Annotated in this window: 22 protein-coding genes; 2 read left to right on the top strand and 20 right to left on the bottom strand. The window is 43.9% G+C overall.

What is annotated here, in order from left to right:
• Positions 1–90 precede the first annotated feature (90 nt).
• The 19 genes from glmS to mioC form a co-directional block, all read right to left on the bottom strand.
• The gene (gene glmS / locus JMA39_RS19965; RefSeq protein ID WP_202723655.1) at positions 91–1,920 is read right to left on the bottom strand and encodes a glutamine--fructose-6-phosphate transaminase (isomerizing); all 1,830 of its coding nucleotides are present in this window, start codon (positions 1,918–1,920) and stop codon (positions 91–93) included.
• A 96-nt stretch (positions 1,921–2,016) separates the two neighbouring features.
• The gene (locus tag JMA39_RS19960) at positions 2,017–2,787 is read right to left on the bottom strand and encodes a DeoR/GlpR family DNA-binding transcription regulator (protein WP_202723654.1); all 771 of its coding nucleotides are present in this window, start codon (positions 2,785–2,787) and stop codon (positions 2,017–2,019) included.
• 176 nt (positions 2,788–2,963) lie between these two features.
• Positions 2,964–5,096, bottom strand: a complete 2,133-nt coding sequence (locus tag JMA39_RS19955; RefSeq protein WP_202723653.1) for a TonB-dependent siderophore receptor — start codon at positions 5,094–5,096, stop codon at positions 2,964–2,966.
• Between the two features lie 263 nt (positions 5,097–5,359).
• Positions 5,360–6,724 (bottom strand): bifunctional UDP-N-acetylglucosamine diphosphorylase/glucosamine-1-phosphate N-acetyltransferase GlmU, encoded by a 1,365-nt coding sequence (gene glmU, locus JMA39_RS19950; protein WP_202723652.1) that lies wholly within the window; start codon positions 6,722–6,724, stop codon positions 5,360–5,362.
• A 112-nt stretch (positions 6,725–6,836) separates the two neighbouring features.
• A complete protein-coding gene (locus JMA39_RS19945) occupies positions 6,837–7,193 on the bottom strand; it encodes a DsrE/DsrF/TusD sulfur relay family protein (RefSeq protein ID WP_202723651.1) in 357 nt (118 codons plus the stop codon).
• Between the two features lie 417 nt (positions 7,194–7,610).
• The gene (locus JMA39_RS19940; RefSeq protein WP_202723650.1) at positions 7,611–8,039 is read right to left on the bottom strand and encodes a F0F1 ATP synthase subunit epsilon; all 429 of its coding nucleotides are present in this window, start codon (positions 8,037–8,039) and stop codon (positions 7,611–7,613) included.
• 32 nt (positions 8,040–8,071) lie between these two features.
• Entirely contained in the window at positions 8,072–9,448 is a 1,377-nt protein-coding gene (atpD, locus tag JMA39_RS19935) for a F0F1 ATP synthase subunit beta (protein WP_012157427.1), read from the bottom strand.
• Between the two features lie 35 nt (positions 9,449–9,483).
• Complete coding sequence (atpG, locus tag JMA39_RS19930) at positions 9,484–10,344, bottom strand: F0F1 ATP synthase subunit gamma (RefSeq protein WP_202723649.1); 861 nt, start codon at positions 10,342–10,344, stop codon at positions 9,484–9,486.
• 48 nt (positions 10,345–10,392) lie between these two features.
• Complete coding sequence (gene atpA, locus JMA39_RS19925) at positions 10,393–11,934, bottom strand: F0F1 ATP synthase subunit alpha (protein ID WP_202723648.1); 1,542 nt, start codon at positions 11,932–11,934, stop codon at positions 10,393–10,395.
• 14 nt (positions 11,935–11,948) lie between these two features.
• Positions 11,949–12,482, bottom strand: coding sequence for a F0F1 ATP synthase subunit delta (gene atpH, locus JMA39_RS19920; protein ID WP_202723647.1), 534 nt, complete (start codon positions 12,480–12,482; stop codon positions 11,949–11,951).
• A gap of 16 nt (positions 12,483–12,498) precedes the next feature.
• Entirely contained in the window at positions 12,499–12,969 is a 471-nt protein-coding gene (atpF, locus tag JMA39_RS19915; protein ID WP_012279342.1) for a F0F1 ATP synthase subunit B, read from the bottom strand.
• A gap of 27 nt (positions 12,970–12,996) precedes the next feature.
• Positions 12,997–13,254: a F0F1 ATP synthase subunit C gene (atpE, locus tag JMA39_RS19910; RefSeq protein WP_012157432.1), complete on the bottom strand. Its 258-nt coding sequence runs from the start codon at positions 13,252–13,254 to the stop codon at positions 12,997–12,999.
• A 33-nt stretch (positions 13,255–13,287) separates the two neighbouring features.
• Entirely contained in the window at positions 13,288–14,118 is an 831-nt protein-coding gene (atpB, locus tag JMA39_RS19905) for a F0F1 ATP synthase subunit A (protein ID WP_202723646.1), read from the bottom strand.
• Between the two features lie 12 nt (positions 14,119–14,130).
• Entirely contained in the window at positions 14,131–14,514 is a 384-nt protein-coding gene (locus JMA39_RS19900) for an ATP synthase subunit I (RefSeq protein ID WP_202723645.1), read from the bottom strand.
• A gap of 223 nt (positions 14,515–14,737) precedes the next feature.
• Positions 14,738–15,622, bottom strand: coding sequence for a ParB/RepB/Spo0J family partition protein (locus tag JMA39_RS19895; protein WP_202723644.1), 885 nt, complete (start codon positions 15,620–15,622; stop codon positions 14,738–14,740).
• A gap of 9 nt (positions 15,623–15,631) precedes the next feature.
• Entirely contained in the window at positions 15,632–16,420 is a 789-nt protein-coding gene (locus JMA39_RS19890; protein WP_202723643.1) for a ParA family protein, read from the bottom strand.
• A gap of 223 nt (positions 16,421–16,643) precedes the next feature.
• Positions 16,644–17,267: a 16S rRNA (guanine(527)-N(7))-methyltransferase RsmG gene (gene rsmG / locus JMA39_RS19885; RefSeq protein ID WP_202723642.1), complete on the bottom strand. Its 624-nt coding sequence runs from the start codon at positions 17,265–17,267 to the stop codon at positions 16,644–16,646.
• 118 nt (positions 17,268–17,385) lie between these two features.
• A complete protein-coding gene (gene mnmG / locus JMA39_RS19880; protein WP_202723641.1) occupies positions 17,386–19,275 on the bottom strand; it encodes a tRNA uridine-5-carboxymethylaminomethyl(34) synthesis enzyme MnmG in 1,890 nt (629 codons plus the stop codon).
• A gap of 457 nt (positions 19,276–19,732) precedes the next feature.
• Positions 19,733–20,173 (bottom strand): FMN-binding protein MioC, encoded by a 441-nt coding sequence (mioC, locus tag JMA39_RS19875; protein WP_202723640.1) that lies wholly within the window; start codon positions 20,171–20,173, stop codon positions 19,733–19,735.
• Between the two features lie 386 nt (positions 20,174–20,559).
• On the opposite strand from mioC, the gene JMA39_RS19870 reads away from it, so the two are divergent.
• Together JMA39_RS19870 and JMA39_RS19865 are read left to right on the top strand one after the other, a co-directional pair.
• A complete protein-coding gene (locus JMA39_RS19870) occupies positions 20,560–21,531 on the top strand; it encodes a nucleoside hydrolase (RefSeq protein WP_202723639.1) in 972 nt (323 codons plus the stop codon).
• 240 nt (positions 21,532–21,771) lie between these two features.
• On the top strand, positions 21,772–22,068 hold the full coding sequence (locus tag JMA39_RS19865) for a SemiSWEET transporter (RefSeq protein ID WP_202723638.1): 297 nt from the start codon (positions 21,772–21,774) through the stop codon (positions 22,066–22,068).
• Here JMA39_RS19865 and JMA39_RS19860 read toward each other — a convergent pair.
• The gene (locus tag JMA39_RS19860) at positions 22,065–22,709 is read right to left on the bottom strand and encodes a LysE family translocator (RefSeq protein ID WP_202723637.1); all 645 of its coding nucleotides are present in this window, start codon (positions 22,707–22,709) and stop codon (positions 22,065–22,067) included. The genes JMA39_RS19865 and JMA39_RS19860 overlap by 4 nt on opposite strands.
• Between the last annotated feature and the right edge of the window lie 157 nt (positions 22,710–22,866).

The raw sequence follows: 22,866 nt of genomic DNA, 5'->3' as shown, positions 1-22,866 counted from the left end.
AAGTATATTCTTTAGGGCTGAAAACAAAGAAACCTCCACATGGGAGGTTTCTTTACAACAAATCACTAAGGCTTAAGTCAGTTTAGTGCATTATTCAACAGTAACTGATTTCGCCAAGTTACGCGGCTGATCCACATCGGTGCCCTTAATCAAGGCAACGTGATATGAGAGCAGCTGTAATGGAATAGTGTAGATAAGTGGTGCCATAAACTCATCACAGTGCGGAACAGGGATGACCTTCATGGTTTCATCCGACTCAAACTCGGCATCTTTATCGGCGAACACATACATCAGACCGCCACGGGCACGCACTTCTTCGACGTTAGATTTTAGCTTCTCTAACAGCTCATTGTTTGGTGCAACCACAATAACAGGCATATCGGCATCGATAAGTGCTAGTGGACCATGCTTAAGCTCACCAGATGCATAAGCCTCGGCGTGAATATAAGAGATCTCTTTAAGCTTAAGGGCGCCTTCCATCGCGATTGGATATTGATCGCCACGACCTAAAAACAGTGCATGATGCTTGTCGGCAAAGTCTTCTGCAAGTTCAGCAATCGCATCATCAAGTCCTAGTGCTTGCTCTACTTTAGCTGGCATAGATTGCAGGCTCTGAGTGATAGCCGCTTGCATCTCATCAGACATACCGTTGTAACGGCCAATCGCCGTAGTCAGCATCAATAGACCCGCTAGCTGCACAGTAAAGGCCTTAGTTGACGCAACACCAATCTCAGCCCCCGCTTTCATCATATAAGCCATATCAGACTCACGTACTAGTGATGAACCTGGTGCATTACAGATTGTTAGCGTTGCCTTGTAACCCATCTCTTTCGCTAAACGCATTGCCGCTAAGGTATCTGCAGTCTCGCCAGACTGTGAAATAGTCACAAGTAGGCTGTTAGGGAATAGGTGTGATTTACGGTAGCGGAACTCAGAAGCTATCTCGACGTTACAAGATACACCAGCCCAGTCTTCTAACCAGTAACGCGCAGCCATACCTGCATGGTAGCTAGTACCACAGGCGATGATCTGTACGTGCTTAATGTCTTTTAAGAACTCAGCCGCATTTTCACCAAAGGCAGAGTCTAATACTTTACCACCAGCGATACGGCCTTCAAGAGTATGAGCGATAGCCGTTGGCTGCTCATAGATCTCTTTTAGCATGTAGTGACGGTATTCACCTTTGTCACCCGCATCATGAGTCACTTCAGACTCTTTAATATCACGCGTAACCGCGTTGCCATCGACATCATAGATGTTCACTTCACGGCGAGTCACTTCGGCAACATCACCCTCTTCTAGGAAAGAGAAAGAGCGAGTTACAGGAAGTAGTGCTAACTGATCAGAGGCCACAAAGTTTTCACCTAAGCCATAACCGATAACCAGTGGGCTGCCTGAGCGAGCTACAATCATGCGCTCGCTATCACGACGGTCGATAACCACTGTGCCATAGGCGCCTTCAAGCTGCTTTACTGTTGCTTGAACGGCAGCAAGTAGTGTGTCGTGAGTCTTTAGCTCATGATGCACTAAATGGCAGATAACCTCAGTATCGGTATCCGATGCAAAGGTATAACCCAAGCCTTTTAGCATCTCACGTAGCTTGTTATGGTTTTCAATAATCCCGTTGTGAACAACGGCGATATCGCCTTCTGACTGATGTGGATGCGCATTACGCTCGCTTGGCTCACCATGAGTTGCCCAACGAGTGTGTGCGATACCAGTGCCACCAATAAGTGGCGCAGCCTCTAGCGCAGCAGATAACTCTTGTACCTTACCCACACGGCGAGTTCTGTTTAGCTCACCATTATTTAGTACTGCAACGCCGGCAGAGTCATAGCCACGGTATTCGAGGCGTCTAAGTCCTTCAACAAGAATTTCAGCCACATCTCTTTGCGCTACAGCGCCTACAATTCCACACATATTTAGTTACCTAGCCTCTCTATATGAGAGTTAAATTAAAAGTTAAAAGTTGAATTTGAAACTGGATACTTAGCTAAGCCACTTAGCCCGAATAAGTTATCCCGCATGAGGTGCAAGAATGACCCGCACACCATGGTTAGAAATCGTCTCTAGTGCTTCGCTCGGTAACTTATCGTCCGTTACCAACACACTGATCTTGCTCCAAGGCAGCTCTAAATTTGGAATGCGTCTGCCCAGTTTTTCTGACTCAAGCATCACTACCACTTCTCGCGATACCTCGGCCATCACCTTACTAAGGCCTGTTAGCTCATTAAAGGTTGTGGTACCACGCTCAAGATCGATACCGTCTGCACCAATAAATAGCTGATCGAAGTTGTATGAACGAAGCACTTGCTCGGCTATCTGCCCCTGGAAAGACTCCGAGTGTGGGTCCCATGTACCACCGGTCATCAATAAGGTTGGCTCGTTTTCAAGCTCGTGAATTGAATTGGCAAGCGCAAGTGAATTAGTCATCACCAATAAGCCACGTTTATTGTTAAGCTCACCAATCAAGCCTGACGTGGTACTGCCACTGTCGATAATGATACGGTTATGATCTTTAATCAGCTCGGCGGCCACCTTAGCGATAGACAACTTGTTAGGTGCTATCTTGGCGGAGAACTGCTGAGTCACCTCATCAGGCACAGCGACAGCGCCACCATAACGGCGCAATAATAGGCCGGTTTTTTCTAAAGTAGCCAAGTCCTTGCGAATAGTAACTTCAGAGGTTTCGAAACGTAAGGATAACTCTTCAACACTCACCTCACCTTGCTGGTTAAGTAGGCTAATAATGCTATGGCGACGCTGTTGAGTGTTTCGTTTGTTCATAAAACCTTTTGCTAAGTTTCGATTCGAAAGAAGTATTATAGTGAAACGAAACTTAATTGCCAGTTTTGATCATATTCAGGAGCTAATAGTTGGCGATAAGATATAAAAAAGCCCCAACCCTAGGGCTGAGGCTTTTAACACTCATTAGACTTGAAACCTATATTTACAACTTAGATTTAGAACTTCGCTTCTAACGCTAAGCTAAAGTGACGACCTTCACCCACTGTCACATCAGTGTTGGTACCACCCGCTAGATAATCAGTATCGAATAGGTTCTTCACATTGACACGTACACTGACATCGCTACCCATTACGTCCATAGTATATGCGGCGCCCATATCGAAACGAACATAACCATCTTTACTGATCGTGTTGCTAGTATTTGCAAAACGCTCACCAACATAGATAGCACCTAAGTTTAATGCTAAATCATCGGTCATCTCATAACGAGTCCATACGTTTGCAGACCACTCTGGTGCATCAACAGGTGTCTTGCCGTTTAAGCTATCAGTTTCTGGACGGTGATATTCAGCATTTAGGTACATCATAGAGCCTGTCATAAACCAGCTCTCGCTAACTTGACCCTGTGCGCCCATCTCGAAACCCTTATGGCGCTGCTCACCAGATTGAGTAGTAATGGTTTGGCTGCTACCTTCAATCTCTTCGGTTACTGTCACGTTCGATACTGTGATATCAAATACCGCGCCAGTTAATAGTAGGCTACCGTCAAACAGCTCCCACTTAGTGCCGACTTCATATTGTTCGCCGTACTCTGGGTCTAGGTTTTTACCATCGTTAACGTCGTCAATATTGTTCACTATCCCTTGAGGTGTGAAACTCTTAGAATAGTTAACGTAGATACTGCCGTTATCGGCAGGTGAGTAGATAACACCAAGCTTAGGCGATACAGCATAGCTGTTATTACCCGGGCCCTCTTTTTTCTGCTCATCGTAACGCACGCCAGCTAATACTTGCCATTCATCGGTAATAGTTACTAAGTCTTGAACGTAGAAACCGTAGTGCTTGTATTCACTCTCGTACTTAGTTACATCACGGTTGTAATCAAGGTCTGGCTTAGGTACTGGCTGTCCTGGCATCACAACTTGTTTCTTTTCACCTGACTCTTTTAGCTGACCATAGTAATAATCAAGCATGTTAGCGCCGATAAGCAATTGATGCTCTAAATCGCCAGTGTAGAAGTTACCGGTGAAATCAACAAAACCCGTCTTGTGCTGCCAATCATCATAACGGTCAAACGGGCTAATATAGTAGCCATCTGTAAATGGATCTTCAGAACCACTAATTAGTGATGGAGAAGAATCTAGACGCTGACGGTTAAACTGCTGGTCGTTATAGCCAGCTTTCACTTTCCAATCATCTGTTAAGTGATAAGTCAGTTCGGCACCTAAGTTAGAGATAGTATTATCGGTAAATGCCCATGGCTGATCCCAAATAATGTCACGACCGCCAATCAAGTCGCCGCTACTGTTTAACCAACCACCGCGATCGATGCCAGTCTTGTCTTGAGTATGATCATATTTAAGTGATAGTAGTAAATCGTCGGTAATATCAAATTCTAGGTTTAAGTAACCTAACCAACGGTCGCGCTCCTGATGACTGCCGTCTTGATACTCTCTCCAGTAGGTAGTGTCTTGCTTAACTAACACTGTGCGGTAACGGATAGTTTCGGCTTCGTTTAAGCTGCCGCCCGCATCTAGCTGGAAACGTGTCGAACCGTGCTCATCGGTATCGAAACCGATATCAAGCATGGTTTCATAGGTAGGCTTCTTGGTGACCATGTTGATCAAGCCACCAGGACCTGACTGACCATAAAGCATGCTCGAAGGACCTTTTAATACTTCGACTTGCTGTAGTGTTTCGATTGGCTGTACATAGTGAGACCACTGCTGCTGACCATTAATCAAGAAACCAGAACCTGAAGAGAGTTCGAAACCACGAATATTGAATACTTGGCGATTCCATTTCTCAGAACCACCAGTCACACTAGAGTCGTTAACGAGTACTTCAGAAAGGTTAGTCGCTAGCTGCTCATCGGTAACGAAATCTGGGATAACTGTGACAGATTGAGGTGTATCTAGAATATCGATATCACCGCGCATAGCGCCTGAAGATGAGCCAACATTATAATCGTTAAAGCTACGGCCGGTAACGCTAATGCGCTCGATATTCGGCTCAGCCACAATAGTGGATTCAACACTTGCATCGTCAGCAAATGCAGAAGATGAAGCCAATGCAGTAACGATTGCCAGCCCTAAACGTGAAAACTTAAATGACGTCCCAACAGACATATCCAACCTCAAAATGACACATGAATGTATTAATTGAGTCGCAATATAAATGAGAACTATTTTTATTTAAGTTTCTTTACACTTCTTTACAGTGGTGGATGATGCACTTCAAAGTTACCAAGATAAGGCAACATTAACACACACAAATGCATCAATAAGTATCAGACTTAAAGACTTTAACCCTATAAACTAAATGCCTAAATAATAGGCTAAATAAAAACAAAAAAGCGACTCTAGAGCCGCTTTAATGAAAATACTAATCTTTACTTTTTCTGCTTAACGGGTCGTGCCCAGCCAGTCAAATGACGCTGCTTAACGCGGGTGATAACTAACTCACCAGCCGCGACATCTCTAGTGATGGTAGAACCCGCTCCTAAAGTAGCACCTTCACCAATAGTCACAGGTGCAACAAGTTGAGTGTCACTACCGACAAAAACATTGTCTTCAATAATCGTTTGGAACTTATTAGCGCCATCATAGTTGCAGGTAATGGTACCCGCACCGATATTGACTCCAGCACCTATGGTCGCATCGCCAATATAAGCCAAATGACCCGCTTTAGAGCCTTTACCTAGTACCGCTTTTTTCATTTCAACGAAGTTGCCGATGTGAGCATCTTGTTTAAGCTCTGCGCCTGGGCGCAAGCGTGCAAAAGGCCCTGCGCTAGCGTCAACACCAACCTTTGCGCTCTCGATAATAGAGTAAGGTTTGATCACAGCGTTATCGCTAATCTCACAATCGATAAGGATTGCGCCAGCGCCAATGGTCACGTTATTACCGATAGTTACCTTGCCTTCGATAACCACGTTAACATCGATCATCACATCCATGCCCACAGTGACATTACCACGAATATCGATGCGTGCTGGATCGCGTAGATTAGCACCTTCAAGCATCAGTTTTTCGGCTGCGCGAGCTTGATAAGCACGCTCTAATTGCGCCAGTTGTACGCGATTATTTGCACCTTCAACTTCCACAGCGGATTCAGGCTGTGCTGTAGTAATGGCGACGCCATCTTTGTGTGCCATCGCAACGATATCAGTAAGGTAGTATTCACCTTGAGCATTGTCTGATGACAATTGACCTAACCAAGCTTTTAGTTGCTTACCCGGCGCCGCCATAATGCCTGTATTAATCTCATTGATTGCAAGCTGCTCGGCATTAGCATCTTTTTGCTCAATAATACCAACTACACTACCTTGCTCGCGAACGATACGACCGTAACCCGTTGGGTTAGGTAAGTTAACCGTCAAAATAGCTAAACCATTAGCTTCACGAGCAGCTAGTAGCGCCTCAAGTGTAGATGCTTGGATCAGTGGTACATCGCCATAAAGGATCAGTACCGTATCATCATCGGCGATATTGTCATTCGCCTGTGCTACTGCGTGACCAGTACCCAACTGCTCTGCTTGTAGTACCCAATTAAGTTGTTGTTCACCCAATTTGGCTTGTAGCTTGTCGGCGCCATAACCATAAACCAGCTGAATGGCATCGCTACCGACTTGATGCGCGGTATCGATAACATGCTGAACCATGCTCTTATGTGCAATAGGGTGAAGAACTTTCGGAAGATCTGAGCGCATGCGGGTTCCCTTGCCTGCGGCCAAAATCACTACATTCAGTGCCATCGGTTTATCCTTGAGCTAATGCTTTAACTAATGTTAGAAAAATGAGGTCTTTATAATACAGCCGATTTTAAGCGATACAGGTATTAAAAGCGACTCGGTAACGACATCAGTACTAAAAGGTGATGGTTTTATCTGCCACTAGCACCCACTGAGCAAGATCGTCCATAGTAGCCATCTCACAGCCTTCAATAACTTTAAGTTCAGTTAATCCGCGAGCATGCATACAGGAGCCACAAAACTTAACCTGCGTTTTTTGTGCGATAACGATCTCTAGCATCTGTTGGATGTTATAACCTTCAGTAGACTTCTGATTAGGTAGAACGGCAGTCACAGCATCAGACAGTAAAAATAGGCTCACTCGAACAGGTGAATAGTCTTGTTCATTGAGCTGTATCGCCAAGCGAAGGGCATTGAACAGCTTCTCTGAACCATAAGGGGCATCATTTACGATTATTAGCACATGCTGCATGGGTAAACTCTCTGACATAAAATGAATGTCGGAGGGTAACACTCAAATGAGATAAGGGTTCTTACTTAGATCACGTTCAAAGATAAATCTAGATATTAGCAAAAAGGTTCTAGGTCCTAGGACGCTGCGCTGCGCTGCGAGGACGGGCTAAAGCCCTACTAGAAAGAGCAAAAGCAAAAATCAGTACCATGTTCCGCTTCCGTCTTTGCACTTCCCACCTTTTCCGTTAGCGTAGCGTCACGTACCCTAGGCCGCAGGCCATTCGTCTTTGCTTTCCTAGAACCTAGAACCTTTCTTAGCTTTTCCTCGGACCTTCTTTTAGATACAAATACCAAAACTAGCCATCCATGGGTTTTGGCATAAGTGTTCCAGACACAAAAAAAGCGCCCTAGGGCGCTTTTTTATCAAACAATAACCTTATCTGGCAATGTTCTTCTTGATGGTCTCGACTACGCGTAATTGAGCCATAGCCTGAGCTAACTCAACCGCTGCGGCTGCGTAGTTGAAGTCAGCACCAGCTTCAGCCATATGGGCTTCTGCACGTTGCTTAGCTTCTACTGCTGCTTGCTCGTCAATCTCATCGGCACGCAATACCACGTCAGCCAATACTGAAATTGAAGAAGGTTGTACTTCCAGGATACCACCTGAAAGGTAAAACACCTCTTCACTTCCATCTTGCTTGACGATGCGCGCCATGCCAGGTTTGATACTTGTCAACAGAGCCGCGTGACCAGGCATAATACCTAGTTCACCTTCCGTTCCTGAAACTTGTAGCTGAGCTACGCGACCAGAAAAAATATGACTCTCTGCACTTACCATATCAAGTTGTACTGTCATGGCTGCCATCCGTTCTCCTTAAAACTAAGTCAAAAACTTAGTTATTTTTTGTTAGCTTTCTCAACAGCTTCGTCGATAGAACCAACCATGTAGAACGCTTGCTCTGGAAGGTGATCGAACTCACCCTCTAGAATGCCCTTGAAGCCACGGATAGTGTCTTTAAGAGAAACGTACTTACCTGGAGAACCGGTGAATACTTCTGCTACGAAGAAAGGCTGAGAAAGATATTTTTCAATCTTACGAGCACGGAATACAGTTGTCTTATCTTCATCAGATAATTCATCCATACCTAGGATCGCAATGATATCTTTCAGCTCTTTGTAGCGCTGAAGTACGGTTTGAACACCGTTAGCAACATCGTAATGCTCTTGACCAACAACCTGTGGATCTAGCTGACGTGAAGTCGAATCCAATGGGTCAACCGCTGGGTAAATACCTAGCGAAGCAATGTTACGAGACAATACAACTGTCGCATCTAAGTGAGCGAAGGTTGTAGCTGGCGATGGATCCGTTAAGTCATCCGCAGGTACGTATACGGCTTGAACAGAGGTAATAGACCCTGTCTTAGTCGATGTAATACGCTCCTGAAGTACACCCATCTCCTCAGCCAATGTTGGCTGGTAACCTACTGCTGATGGCATACGGCCTAGCAGTGCAGATACTTCAGTACCCGCCAAGGTGTAACGATAGATGTTATCTACGAAGAAAAGAACGTCTTTACCTTCGTCACGGAACTTCTCGGCCATAGTTAGACCAGTTAGTGCCACACGTAGACGGTTTCCTGGAGGCTCGTTCATCTGACCATATACCATGGCCACTTTATCTAGAACGCCAGAATCTTCCATCTCGTAGTAGAAGTCGTTACCCTCACGAGTACGCTCACCTACACCGGCAAATACTGATAAACCAGAGTGTGCTTTAGCGATGTTGTTAATAAGTTCCATCATGTTAACGGTCTTACCAACACCAGCACCACCAAACAGACCAACTTTACCACCCTTAGCGAATGGACATACAAGGTCGATAACCTTGATACCAGTCTCTAAAAGTTCAGTTGTGTTTGACTGATCTTCGTATGAAGGAGCTTCACGGTGGATCACATAGCGATCTTCTTCACCGATAGGGCCCGCTTCATCAACAGGCTCACCCAATACGTTCATAATACGGCCTAGGGTCGCAGACCCAACCGGAACAGTAATTGGTGAACCAGAGTTTACAACCTCTAGGCCACGACGCAGACCATCTGAAGAACCCATAGCGATGGTACGAACTACACCACCACCAAGTTGCTGCTGAACTTCCAGCACCAAGCCTTCACTTTTGATCTCTAGAGCGTCATATACCTGAGGTACGGCATCATGTGGAAACTCTACGTCCACAACCGCGCCAATTACTTGGACAACAGTACCTGTGCTCATGATTAATCCTCTAAAACTTGTATTCGTTACCTAGCCTAAACGGCGGCAGCACCTGAAACAATTTCCGAAAGTTCTTGCGTAATCGCAGCCTGACGGGCTTTGTTATAGACCAACTGCAAGTCACCGATAAGTTCACCAGCGTTGTCTGTCGCAGCCTTCATAGCAACCATACGGGCCGCCTGCTCTGATGCGATATTTTCAACAACACCTTGATAAACCTGAGATTCCACAAAACGAACCAACAAAGTATCTAATAATAACTTTGGATCTGGTTCATAGATGTAATCCCACTGATGAGTAAACTCATCATCTTCTGACTTAGGCAAAGGTAGCAGCTGCTCGATCACTGGGGCTTGAGTCATAGTATTCACAAACTTGTTGAATACTACGTACAAACGGTCCAGCTTGCCTTCGTTGTATGCTTCTAGCATCACACGTACTGTTCCGATCAAGTCGGCTAGCTTTGGAGCATCGCCTAAACCCGAAGCAGAAGCAGATACTTGTCCGCCAAAGCTATTGAAGAATTGCGCACTACGTGCACCAATTGTACAGAATTCAACTTCTGCACCAGCTTCACGCTGCTTCTTCACGTCTGCGACAACCTTTTTGAAAAGGTTGACGTTCAGACCACCACAAAGACCACGGTCGGTTGACACAACAATGTAACCAACACGCTTAGCTTCTCGCACTTCCAAATATGGATGCTTATATTCGAGAGAACCTTGCGCCACGTGACCGATCACCTTACGCATATGTTCTGCATATGGACGACTAGAAGACATGCGATCTTGTGCTTTACGCATTTTGCTCGCAGCAACCATTTCCATTGCAGACGTGATCTTCTGAGTGTTTTGAACACTCGCGATCTTGGTTTTAATCTCTTTAGCGTTGGCCATCTTTACTCTCCAATTCTGGACCTGAGGTGCCAGAGGCACCTCTAATATTTACCAGGTTTGGGTTTCTACGAACTTGTCCAAGCTAGCCTTCAGCTCACCTTCGATATCAGCGTTATAATCGCCAGTATCATTGATGGTCTTCATTAGGTCAGCATGTTCACTGTTCATGAAAGAGAGCAGAGACGCTTCGAAATCACCGATTTTGTTCAGCTCAACACTCTTCAAGTAACCTTTTTCAGCTGCGAAAATAGACACAGACTGATCAGCGATACTCATTGGAGCGTATTGCTTTTGCTTCATTAGTTCGGTAACACGCTCACCATGCTCAAGCTGAGCACGAGTTGCATCATCTAAGTCAGATGCAAACTGTGAGAACGCTGCAAGCTCTCGATACTGTGCAAGTGCGGTACGGATACCACCAGACAGTTTCTTGATGATCTTAGTCTGAGCCGCACCACCAACACGAGAAACAGAGATACCTGGGTTAACAGCTGGACGTAAGCCAGAGTTAAATAGGTCTGTTTCAAGGAAGATCTGACCATCAGTAATCGAAATTACGTTAGTCGGTACGAATGCAGAAACGTCACCAGCTTGAGTTTCAATAATTGGTAGAGCAGTCAAAGAACCAGTTTGGCCTTTAACTTCACCTTTAGTGAACTTCTCAACATACTCGGCGTTAACACGTGAAGCACGTTCCAACAGACGAGAGTGAAGATAGAATACATCACCTGGGTATGCTTCACGTCCTGGTGGACGCTTTAGAAGCAATGAGATTTGACGGTAAGCAACAGCTTGCTTAGACAAATCGTCATATACGATTAGTGAGTCTTCACCGCGGTCGCGGAAGTATTCACCCATTGTACAACCAGAGTATGGAGCCAAGTACTGTAGTGCAGCAGCTTCAGAAGCTGTAGCAACAACAACAATGGTGTTCGCCAAAGCGCCGTGCTCTTCTAGCTTGCGTACAACGTTAGCGATTGTAGAAGCCTTTTGGCCTACAGCTACGTATACACACTTAATGCCAGAATCTTTTTGGTTGATAATCGCGTCGATCGCTAGAGCGGTTTTACCGATCTGGCGGTCACCAATGATCAATTCACGCTGTCCACGACCGATTGGGATCATAGAGTCAACGGCTTTATAACCAGTTTGTACTGGCTGATCAACTGACTTACGCTCAATTACACCAGGTGCAATTACTTCAACAGGAGAGAAACCATCGCTTTCGATAGGTCCTTTACCGTCAATTGGCTCACCTAGCGTGTTGACTACGCGGCCTAATAGACCACGGCCAACAGGTACTTCCAAAATACGGCCTGTTGTTTTAACTTTATCGCCTTCTGCCAAGTTGGCATAAGGGCCCATTACTACGGCACCGACAGAATCACGTTCTAAGTTCAACGCGATTGCAAAACGGTTGCCAGGCAGCTCGATCATTTCACCCTGCATCACGTCGGCTAGGCCGTGGATGCGGATGATGCCGTCACTTACTGCAACGATAGTACCTTCGTTGCGAGCTTCACTAACGACTTCGAACTGCTCGATCCGCTGTTTAATCAGATCGCTGATTTCAGTGGAATTCAGTTGCATGCTCAAACTCCCAATTACGACTGCAGCGTATCAGACAGACGCGAAATTTTTCCGCGGACCGAGCCATCAATGACCAAGTCGCCTGCCGTGATAATTACACCAGCAATAAGGCTGGCATCTATGCTGCAATTCAGCTTAACTTTGCGTGCTAGACGTTTCTCTAAAGAAGCGCTCAGCTCTTGTAGTTGCTCTGAGGTTAGCTCAGTCGCTGAAACAATTTGCGCTTCAACTTCTTTCGCGTACTCACGTTGCATCTCAACAAATTGTTGAGCAACAGCAGGTAGCGCAACTAAACGACCGTTTTCAGCCATTACCTTTAACAGGTTCTGAACTTGCTCGTTGATTTGCTCACCACAAACTCCAATAAAGAGTTCTGCAAGCTTATTGCTGGCCATTGCGCCAGACAGTAATGGCTGCATAGCTTCGTTTTCACTAACTAATGCGGCGAAGTTAAGCATTTCAGCCCAACTCTCTACTGCGTTCTGTTCAAGAGCGAAGTCAAAAGCTGCCTTTGCGTAAGGACGAGCGATGGTGGTTATTTCAGCCATAACTCAAGCTCCTTATTTAAAGTTCAGCAACAAGTTTATTAACTATGTCACTGTGTGCGGCTTCATCAATCGAACGTTCAAGAATTTTCTCTGCGCCAGCAATAGCTAAAGCAGCTACTTGCTTACGTAGATCTTCTTTCACGCGATTACGTTCGTTTTCAATTTCAGCGTGGCCCTGAGCGATAATTTTCGCACGCTCGGTATCAGCTTCAACTTTTGCTTCATCAACGATTTGAGCTTTGCGTTTATTAGCTTGCTCAATAATCTCGTTTGCTGTTGCTTTAGCGTCTTTTAGCTGCTCTGTGGCTTTCACCTGAGCTAGCTCTAAATCTTTTGCAGCACGTCCTGCATCAGCTAGCCCATCAGCAATTTTCTTCTGGCGTTCTTCGATAGCGTTCATCAATGGCGGCCATACAAACTTCATGCAAAACCACACAAAGAGAAGAAAAGAAATCGCTTGGCCTAGCAGGGTAGCGTTAATACTCATAACGACAACTCCTTCTAAGGGGGACGATTAGCCTGCTAATTGACCTAAGAACGGGTTAGCGAATACGAAGAATAATGCAACACCAACTGCAATCATTGAGATCGCATCAAGTAGACCAGCTACAATGAACATTTTAGTTTGAAGTGCAGGAGCAAGCTCTGGTTGACGAGCAGAAGCTTCTAGGAATTTACCACCTAGAATAGCAAAGCCAATACCAGTACCTAGCGCTGCTAAGCCGATCATAATTGCAACAGCTATTGCTGTAAAGCTAATTACAGTTTCCATTTTATCTCCGATAAGTATCTAATTTTTAATAAATTAATGGTCTTCATGTGCCATGCTTAGATATACAATCGTAAGCATCATGAAGATAAACGCCTGCAGCACAATTACCAAAATATGGAAAATGGCCCAAGGCACTGATAATGCAAACTGAGCCCACCAAGGCATCAGTGCTATCAGAATAAAGATCAACTCACCTGCATACAGGTTACCAAACAGACGAAGCGATAATGAAATCGGCTTCGCAACCAAGGTGACAGTTTCCAAAACAAAGTTGATTGGAATTAGTGCCCAATGATTGAAAGGCTGCATAGTAAGTTCTTTAGTGAACCCACCAATCCCCTTTACCTTGATACTGTAGAAAACAATTAACGCGAACACACTCAAAGCTAAGCCCAAAGTTACGTTCAAGTCAGTTGTAGGTACAATCTTTAGGTAAGGTACGCCTAATAATCTGTTTGCGGCCTCAGGTACAAAGTCAACAGGGATCAAGTCCATTAAGTTCATCAGGAAAACCCAGACGAAAATAGTTAGACCTAATGGTGCAATAACCGCGTTTTTCCCATGAAATGAGTCTTTAACGATTTTATCAACACCTTCCACGCACATTTCAACGAAACATTGAAGCTTGCCTGGAACGCCAATTGTTGCCTTTTGTCCTACTTTGTAGAATAACCACAAAAATAGAACCCCTAGACCAACTGAAAACAAAAGTGAGTCAATGTGCCAAGTCCAAAATCCCGCATCTTGACATGCATAGTTAAAAGCAATCCCACTATCCGTGGAACACATTTTCGCATTAGTCAGGTGATGCTGGATATAGTCGGAAGCCGTTATAGTTAACGTATCATCCCCAGTTGTCGCCATGATTAATCTCACTTAATTTTGTTTGAAGTATAAAGGGACTGTCCAAGGTACAATTAACACAAGTAAGTAACAGATGAATAACGGCATAAATGACGATTTCATCAAACCAAATGCAAGCGAAAATAATACAATGGTTAACAGCAACTTTACCGCTTCCCCCAGGAAAAACGATCTTACGACCTTTCCTGATGCTTGTGCCCCCGAATGGGAGAAAGCTAGGGTTGCGAACACAAAATTAGGGAATACAGCGATAGCACCACCTGCCAAGGCAGATATACCATACTGAACTCCCCACATAGCGAAAAAGAAAAGGGAAACACATCCAGCAACCGCCGCCTGCAGTAAAACTAATCTATAGGCTGACCGCCGGCCACGACGTGCTAAAACCTTGCTCAATTTACCTTCTCCGCATTATAACTTCTTGTTTCGATGACAGGATTACAAATATCCGTATAAACCCGAGGTACAAAAAGCTTGCGAAAGTATACCGTTTCAGGCTTTCAAAGCAAGTTTAAGAGGGATAAAAAGGGGACTTTTAGTGTGATCTACGCCAAAAGTCTAAAAGTGTAAGATTAACGAATGTCACAAAGTTACATAATATAGTGTTAACTTTGAGATTTTAGTGAATTTTGCTGATAATTCCCTCTAATTCAGCCAAATCTTGATAGTTTATTACCATTTTACCTTTCCCCTTTTTGTTATGCGTTAACGTAACCTTAGCACCTAGTCTTTCAATTAATTGGCTCTCTAAACGGACTACATCATGATCTTTAGCTGGCTTTTCGAGGATTTCAGTTTGATTTAAGGTTTTATTGACCAATCGTTCAGTTTCACGAACTGTTAATTCTTTAGCAACAACCAATCGAGCGAGATTCGTTTGCTCGTCTCCACTGATCGCCAACAACGCACGACCATGACCCATATCGATATCGCCATACTCAAGCATACGCTTAACAGGTTCATTTAAGCCATTAAGTCGTAACAAATTTGAGACCGTTGCACGAGATTTACCAACTGCGTCGGCTATCTGCTGGTGAGTTAGCTCAAATTCTTCAATTAAACGGTTTAGTGCAATCGCTTCTTCCATCGCATTTAAGTCTTCACGTTGGATATTTTCGATTAGCGCGATAGCGACAGCAGCTTCATCAGGAACCTGCTTAACAATACAAGGGATAGCAGCTAAGCCAGCTAATTGTGATGCGCGCCAACGACGTTCACCAGCGATGATCTCATAATTTTCAGGGGAAACTTTACGTACAACAATCGGTTGAATAATACCTTGAGCACGAATAGATTCAGCAAGCTCTTCAAGTGCCTCTGGAGCCATATCTTTACGCGGCTGGTACTTACCAGGTTGTAACCTATCGATATCTAACGTGATTAAATCATCGTTTTTAACCTTTTGCTCAACTTCTGCTGTAGGTGCAACACGCTGACTAGCCGCTTGACTGGTACTCAATAGTGCATCTAGGCCTTTACCCAAGCCTCTTTTTTTCAGTGTCATCTTTTATCCTTAAACTTGCTCAGCCTGGGTTAGCTGCTCTGCACGACGAATTATTTCGCCAGCCAATGCTAGATAGGCTTTAGCCCCTGCGCTCGATTTGTCGTAATACATAGCGGGCGCTCCAAAACTTGGCGCCTCGGCTAAGCGAACATTCCGTGGGATTACAGTACGGTAAACTTTATCACCGAAGTGTTGCTTTAACTGATCAGAAACATCGTTGGAGAGTCGATTACGTGGATCGTACATGGTACGCAAGATCCCTTCGATATGTAGACCTGAATTAACCATGGCTGCAAGTTTACTAATGGTATCCATCAAGGCTGTTAATCCTTCCAGCGCGTAGTACTCACACTGCATAGGAACCAGCACAGAGTCTGCTGCGGACATAGCATTAACTGTTAGCATGTTTAGTGAAGGTGGACAGTCGATGAAAATATAATCGTAATCATCTTTGATTGGGGCGAGGGCATTGCGCAAACGAACTTCACGAGCAAAAAACTCCATGAGTTTAATCTCAGCAGCCGTCACGTCACCATTGCCAGCGATAAGATCATACTTACCATTGGTATCTCGGCAAACAACCTCTTCGAATGGTTTCTCTTCAACCAGTAATTCATAGGCTGTATTCTCGACTTCATACTTGTCGATACCGCTGCCCATGGTCGCATTTCCCTGTGGATCAAGATCGATCAACAAAACACGACGTTTAGTCGCCGCTAAAGAGGCTGCTAAATTTACACAAGTTGTTGTTTTTCCGACGCCACCTTTCTGGTTGGCCACGGCAATCACTTTACCCACAATATCACCCTGTAAGTCGCCTGTATTATATTCCTAAGCTCGCGTTCACTTAAGAAATTAGCGCACTAAATCTAATGGTTATTAGTAACAAATTGCTTGAAGCGCTGAAAGAATGCAACTTTTCAGTGCGCTTTATAAGCTGTAGCTCACTTCATTAGGTCTTTATCTATCGCGACCCAAATAAAATTAGCTTGCGGGCACTCAAAAGAGCGCCCGCACAAAATTAATCTTGCTTGATAACTCTTAACAGATGACGCTGTTCTTCGAGTTTAGGTACGTTAAGTTCGATAGTATCGGTCACCACAAAGCCCTTAGGCATCTGTGACATCTCTTCTTCACTCAACTGTCCCTTAAGCGCGTAAAAGCAGCCATCAGCTTTAGGTAAATGCTGACACCAATGCAGCATATCTTGAATCGATGCGAATGCACGACTTAGTACGCCATCGAATAGTTCTTCAGGCTGGTAAGCCTCAACACGGCTTTCAATTGAAGAGATATTATTGATACCTAACTCAAACTGCACCTGCTTTTGAAAGCGAATACGCTTACCTAAGCTATCGAGCAGTACAAACTCTTTATCTGGATTTAAGATCGCAAGCGGGATCCCTGGTAAACCAGGGCCAGTACCAACATCGATAAAACGTTTTCCCTCAAGATGCGGTGAAACCACTAAGCTGTCCATGATATGGCGAATTAACATCTGCTCAGGATCGCGAACAGAAGTCAGGTTAAATGCCTTGTTCCACTTATTGAGCATGCCAACAAAGTCTACAAGCTGCTGTTTTTGCTGCTCGGTAGCAGTCAGGCCGACTTCGGCCAAATAATCATTTAATTGGGCAGATAACACAGTTTGTGTCCTCAAATAGAGCGAATTAAATATCAATCGGTATTATGAATCGCTGAAAAGATGAAAGGAAGCCTCAAGACTTCCCTTTATCATGTAAAACTACCGAATTAAGAGCGAACTAAGCGCTCTTTCTCAATAAACCACGTTTTTTTAGGTGAACCAGCAAAATAGAAATAGCCGCTGGTGTCATTCCTGAAATTCGTGAAGCTTGACCTATGGTTTCAGGCTTATGCTCATTCAACTTAGCAATCACCTCATTAGACAAGCCTGGAACTTCCTGATAATCAAGTTCAAGTGGTAGCAGGGTTGTTTCATGACGAATCGCTTTATCTATTTCACCTTGCTGACGCTGAATATAGCCAGAGTACTTAACCTGGATCTGCACTTGCTCAGCTGCACGTTGATCTTCAAGTCCAGGACCGAATCCATCGATAGACATCAGCTTTGGATAATCCATTTCTGGACGACGTAGCAGATCTTCAAACGTTGCTTCACGGGTAATCGGTGTATTCAAATGCGGATTCAACACATCAACCAAAGGTGAGTTAGGGTGGATCCACTGTCCACGTAAGCGCTGTAATTCAGTTTCGATCGACTCCATCTTCTCACTAAACAGTGCCCAACGATGATCATCAACCAAACCGAGTTCACGACCCTTTTCGGTTAAACGTAGATCGGCATTATCTTCGCGGAGCAATAAACGATATTCCGCTCGGCTAGTGAACATACGGTAGGGTTCTTTGGTACCCAATGTAGACAGATCGTCAACTAATACACCTAGATAGGCTTGATCGCGGCGTGGACACCAAGCTTCTTTGCCCTGAACTTGTAATGATGCGTTCATACCCGCTAATAGACCCTGTGCACCGGCTTCTTCGTAGCCAGTTGTACCGTTAATTTGTCCAGCAAAGAACAAACCACCGATCGTTTTAGTCTCTAGTGAATTTTTAAGATCGCGAGGATCAAAATAATCATACTCGATAGCATAACCTGGACGCATGATCTGTGCGTTTTCCATGCCTTTGATTGAACGAACTAAGTTCAATTGCACATCGAACGGTAAACTGGTTGAGATACCATTTGGATAGATCTCAGTCGTATTTAATCCCTCTGGTTCGATAAAGATCTGATGCGATGTTTTATCGGCAAAACGATTAATCTTATCTTCGATAGAAGGGCAGTAGCGTGGACCTATTCCTTCGATAATCCCTGAGTACATTGGGCTTCTGTCTAAACCTCCACGAATAATATCGTGAGTACGCTCGTTAGTATGCGTAATGTGACAAGAAACTTGCTCTGGATGATCGTTAACGTCACCGATAAATGACATCACAGGTAATGGATCATCACCTTTTTGTTCTGTCATCTGTGAAAAATCGATAGTATTTGCATCGATTCGTGGTGGTGTACCGGTTTTTAAGCGACCAACACGAATTGGTAACTCTCTAAGTCTATGAGCTAGGGCGATAGAGGGTGGATCACCCGCTCGACCACCACTGTAGTTTTCTAATCCAATATGGATCTTTCCACCAAGGAATGTACCAGCTGTTAAGACTACAGCTGGAGCCTCAAAGGCTAACCCCATCTGTGTAACAACACCAATAACTCTATCGTTTTCAACAACAAGATCGTCAACCGCTTGTTGAAAAATACGTAGATTAGTTTGGTGCTGCAGGATCTCTTGGATCTTATGACGATAAAGCGCTCTGTCGGCTTGTGCACGAGTAGCACGAACTGCAGGCCCTTTGCTTGAGTTCAATGTGCGAAATTGAATACCAGCAAAGTCAGTAGCTACAGCCATTGCTCCGCCTAGCGCATCAATTTCTTTGACTAAGTGTCCTTTACCTATGCCGCCGATAGCAGGGTTACAGGACATTTGTCCCAAAGTATCTATGTTATGGGTCAGCAAAAGTGTTTTTGATCCCATTCTGGCAGAAGCTAAAGCCGCTTCAGTACCAGCATGACCACCACCAACAACGATTACATCAAACCGTTCATGAAATTGCATTCGACAGCCTTCGATTAGTAAAAGGATAAATTGTTTCTGAGCAGAGCATTTTAGCATTTGCTTTGCTTAAGGTGAACGATCTATTTAGCTTGTTTTGATCAAGGGGGATCGCCTTAATAGATCTTAAGATCTTTATATAGATCTCTTATTATGTTTACTATTAGGATCGCACTTTTCGGTGGATAACTCTATTTTCTCTTTACATTCAAAGGTTAACGTTAAAACGATCTTGTGATCTGATCGCGATCTAACTGACTTAAGCTTGGGGATAGATCGGGTACTTATCCACAAGGTGGATCATTGAGCAGATCCGATGTGAATTAATGCAACAGTTGATCAGATCAAAATAATAGCTTATCCACATATTTATTAAATTAATAAGTTTTATGTGGATAAGTTAGATCTAATCTGTGAGTTGTTGGAACAATAGATCGGAAATGAGGTGGGGAATTAGATCTTAAAGTTGATCTTGCCAGACGCTAAGCCAAGCCAGTGCTGGTTCTTCAGGAATAGGATCGTATTGCACATCGATCTGGATCTTATCCACATAGACTTGTGCACCGCATTGAATAAGCTGATCCACCAGTTTTTCAGGGCCCTGACAAAAAGTGTCATAACTTGAATCGCCAATTGCACACAACGCGAATTTTACACCGCTTAGATCTGGTTTTTTACTTTGGATCTCGTCGAAAAATGGCACGATATTATCGGGAAGATCACCGGCTCCATGAGTTGAAGATACGATTAACCATAGAGAATCTTGATTTAATTCGTCTAGATTTGCAGCAAGATGGACAATAGTTTCATGACCTAAATCGCCTAATTGATCGGATATTTCATCCGCTACATATTCTGCACTACCCAGCGTGGTGCCTACTAAAATGTCTACTTTTGCCATGATCGATCCTAATAATTTCTGTCAAATAGGGGATATGTTGACTGCTAAAGCTTATATATAGGCATTATTTACAGCCAAGAATCTGTACGCATCATAAGGGAAATTGCATTTATGATCTCTAAGCTGGGTCTGTTTTGTCATGAATTCTGCATCATGTTTTCAGTAAGATTATCTTTCCATGGTCGATGTTTGGTTGACGTGAACTTAGTTTATTAGCCTAAAGATCGAGCTATAAGCTTTAGTTTGGTCTATTTTTGCCTGAATTAGCCACTTAGTTCGAAATAGTTTAATTGGCTTAAAATCTATATCACGTTAATCAATAGCTGATAAAGGTATCTTACGGCCACCTACACCAAATAGATTGTAATGATTAGGATCTGAATAAAATGACAAATAAAATAATTCTCGATACCGATCCGGGGATTGATGATGCGATGGCCATCCTGTTTGCTGAGGGCCATCCAGCAATTGAATTGAAAGGAATTACCACAGTTTATGGTAATGCTACTATCGAGAATGGTACTAATAATGCGCTGTTTTTAAAGCAGAAGTATGGATTTAGTGCTGATGTGGCTAAGGGAGCTGACAGACCTATTGTACGTGATCCTGTTGGGCCAACTGTAGTCGTTCATGGTGAAACTGGATTTGGTGATGTTCATGCGTCTACTGATTTAACGATAACTGCCGATCCTCGTCCTGCCTATCAATATATTATCGACTCGGTTAAAGCTGAGCCAGGTGAGATCACCTTGGTTGCCGTTGGGCCTTTAACTAACTTAGCTTTGGCATTAGAAGCGGCACCAGAGATCGCTGGCTTAGTAAAAGAAGTTGTTGTAATGGGTGGCGCGTTTGGTATGAACGATCACCGTGGTAACGTGACTCCTTATGCTGAGGCGAATATTCATGATGATCCCCATGCTGCAGATAAGGTGTTTACTGCACCTTGGCCGGTGGTGATTATCGGTTTAGACGTTACAGAGGAGAGCTTCTTTAGTAAAGATTACCTCGATCAGTTACGAGATGATGCCGGTGAAGTTGGACAGTTTATCTGGGATATTAGCCGTTATTATCTTAAGTTTTATTCTGAAAAAGTAGGCTTAGAGGGCTGCCATGTCCACGATCCATCAGCGATAGCCTATGTTATCGATCCGACTCTATTTACCCTGCGCGAAGGGCCTGTTCGTGTGGTGACAGATGGACCTGCTGAGGGCCTGACAATCCAGAAGTTTGATGATCGAAAGCATCAGCATGATGAGTGGGGAACTAATCCGGCTCAAAAGGTAGGGGTAGGGGTTAGAGATGAAGCATTATTAAAGCTTTATCGTGAAACAATTATTGAATATGGTCATAGAAGCTAGCTCACGCTAGATTTTTTAATGCGCTAACGACCTAAAAAGCGGGATACTTCCCGCTTTTTTATTATCTACTTTTTCCTAAATTTTTAGATAGTTAACACCAAGCTTATTCCGCTCAATTGCAGACATTTTGCTAGACGTAATTCTCCTTGTCCTTTTATCGGTGGAAAAATATAAATAATATTGTTTAAATTAAATACTTGAGCGATAAAAGAATAAGGTAATCGTTATAAGGAGCTAATAATGGTGTCAATCATTGAGCGTGTAGGTAAAGCGTTAGAGCCTCTTATGCTCGTCATGGGCCTAGTTAGCCCACTTGCCACTTTGCCGCAGCTATACAAACTTTTTTTCTCACACAGTGAACACGCCGCAGGTTTATCTCTAATTACTTGGGTGCTTTATGCCTTTATCGCACTATTGTGGACGACATATGGGCTATACCATAAAAATCCAACAATATGGGTCGGCAACTGCCTTGGTTTCATTATGTATGTTGGTATGGTGGTAGGGATTATCGTCCTAACTGGCGGGACTTTTTAACTGATATTTTGTACTTGGGAAGCCAGTAGCCAGATAGCTAAAACAAAGAAGATCACCCCCATAAACTTATTTTGATAAGTTCTGAATTTCTCATTTTTCAATAGTGGCTTACCAACTGTGCCCACCAAGGCCACCAGCAATAGATTAAAAGCCAACCCCATCACATTAAGTAACAAGCCTAGGGCTAACATCTGCTCTCCAGAGCTGGCGGTTAGTTGAGTAGATACAAACTGTGGTAAAAATAAGACAAAAAATATCAATGCTTTAGGGTTTAGTAGGTTACTGACCACCGCTCGACGATATAATAGTTTTGCTAGGTTATTCTGCTGCTCTATTTCAGGTGCTTCAGCTGCTGAGCTACGCATACAGTCCCATCCCATCTTTAATAGGTAGGCACCGCCTAGGATACGTAGTACTTCTAATGCCATCGGGTTCATAGCGATAATTGCCGATACGCCCATGGCTGCCAACAGGGTCAATATAAGTCCTGAAGTCGCATTACCAAAACTGGCGTAAACACCTACTTTTCGGCCATAACTTAAGCTTGAACTGGCTATTAATAGCATGTCTGGTCCGGGGATCAGCAGAAGGGCCACAACTGTGGTTAAATAAAGTGGCAACAGGGACAGATCGATCATCATAAATAAGCTATACAAAAGGTATGGATTCAAACAAGGCGCGGATTTTACCGTGATCTAAATGGAATGAAAGTGATACAGCTTGTAAAAGTCATCACTAAATTGGCAGGCTTTGTTTACGCTTGGGCTATTGAATCACTATATAGGTTTGAGGTTGTTA

The organism is Shewanella schlegeliana, assembly GCF_016765635.1.
GTDB classification, from domain to species: domain Bacteria; phylum Pseudomonadota; class Gammaproteobacteria; order Enterobacterales; family Shewanellaceae; genus Shewanella; species Shewanella schlegeliana.
This window is presented reverse-complemented; position numbering and strand designations above follow the sequence as displayed.

Bases quoted from the DNA above. Each gene is read 5' to 3' on its own strand.
- glmS (WP_202723655.1), bottom strand. From the start codon at position 1,920: ATGTGTGGAATTGTAGGCGCTGTAGCGCAAAGAGATGTGGCTGAAATT.
- JMA39_RS19960 (WP_202723654.1), bottom strand. From the start codon at position 2,787: ATGAACAAACGAAACACTCAACAGCGTCGCCATAGCATTATTAGCCTA.
- JMA39_RS19955 (WP_202723653.1), bottom strand. From the start codon at position 5,096: ATGTCTGTTGGGACGTCATTTAAGTTTTCACGTTTAGGGCTGGCAATC.
- glmU (WP_202723652.1), bottom strand. From the start codon at position 6,724: ATGGCACTGAATGTAGTGATTTTGGCCGCAGGCAAGGGAACCCGCATG.
- JMA39_RS19945 (WP_202723651.1), bottom strand. From the start codon at position 7,193: ATGCAGCATGTGCTAATAATCGTAAATGATGCCCCTTATGGTTCAGAG.
- JMA39_RS19940 (WP_202723650.1), bottom strand. From the start codon at position 8,039: ATGGCAGCCATGACAGTACAACTTGATATGGTAAGTGCAGAGAGTCAT.
- atpD (WP_012157427.1), bottom strand. From the start codon at position 9,448: ATGAGCACAGGTACTGTTGTCCAAGTAATTGGCGCGGTTGTGGACGTA.
- atpG (WP_202723649.1), bottom strand. From the start codon at position 10,344: ATGGCCAACGCTAAAGAGATTAAAACCAAGATCGCGAGTGTTCAAAAC.
- atpA (WP_202723648.1), bottom strand. From the start codon at position 11,934: ATGCAACTGAATTCCACTGAAATCAGCGATCTGATTAAACAGCGGATC.
- atpH (WP_202723647.1), bottom strand. From the start codon at position 12,482: ATGGCTGAAATAACCACCATCGCTCGTCCTTACGCAAAGGCAGCTTTT.
- atpF (WP_012279342.1), bottom strand. From the start codon at position 12,969: ATGAGTATTAACGCTACCCTGCTAGGCCAAGCGATTTCTTTTCTTCTC.
- atpE (WP_012157432.1), bottom strand. From the start codon at position 13,254: ATGGAAACTGTAATTAGCTTTACAGCAATAGCTGTTGCAATTATGATC.
- atpB (WP_202723646.1), bottom strand. From the start codon at position 14,118: ATGGCGACAACTGGGGATGATACGTTAACTATAACGGCTTCCGACTAT.
- JMA39_RS19895 (WP_202723644.1), bottom strand. From the start codon at position 15,622: ATGACACTGAAAAAAAGAGGCTTGGGTAAAGGCCTAGATGCACTATTG.
- mnmG (WP_202723641.1), bottom strand. From the start codon at position 19,275: ATGCAATTTCATGAACGGTTTGATGTAATCGTTGTTGGTGGTGGTCAT.
- mioC (WP_202723640.1), bottom strand. From the start codon at position 20,173: ATGGCAAAAGTAGACATTTTAGTAGGCACCACGCTGGGTAGTGCAGAA.
- JMA39_RS19870 (WP_202723639.1), top strand. From the start codon at position 20,560: ATGACAAATAAAATAATTCTCGATACCGATCCGGGGATTGATGATGCG.
- JMA39_RS19865 (WP_202723638.1), top strand. From the start codon at position 21,772: ATGGTGTCAATCATTGAGCGTGTAGGTAAAGCGTTAGAGCCTCTTATG.
- JMA39_RS19860 (WP_202723637.1), bottom strand. From the start codon at position 22,709: ATGATGATCGATCTGTCCCTGTTGCCACTTTATTTAACCACAGTTGTG.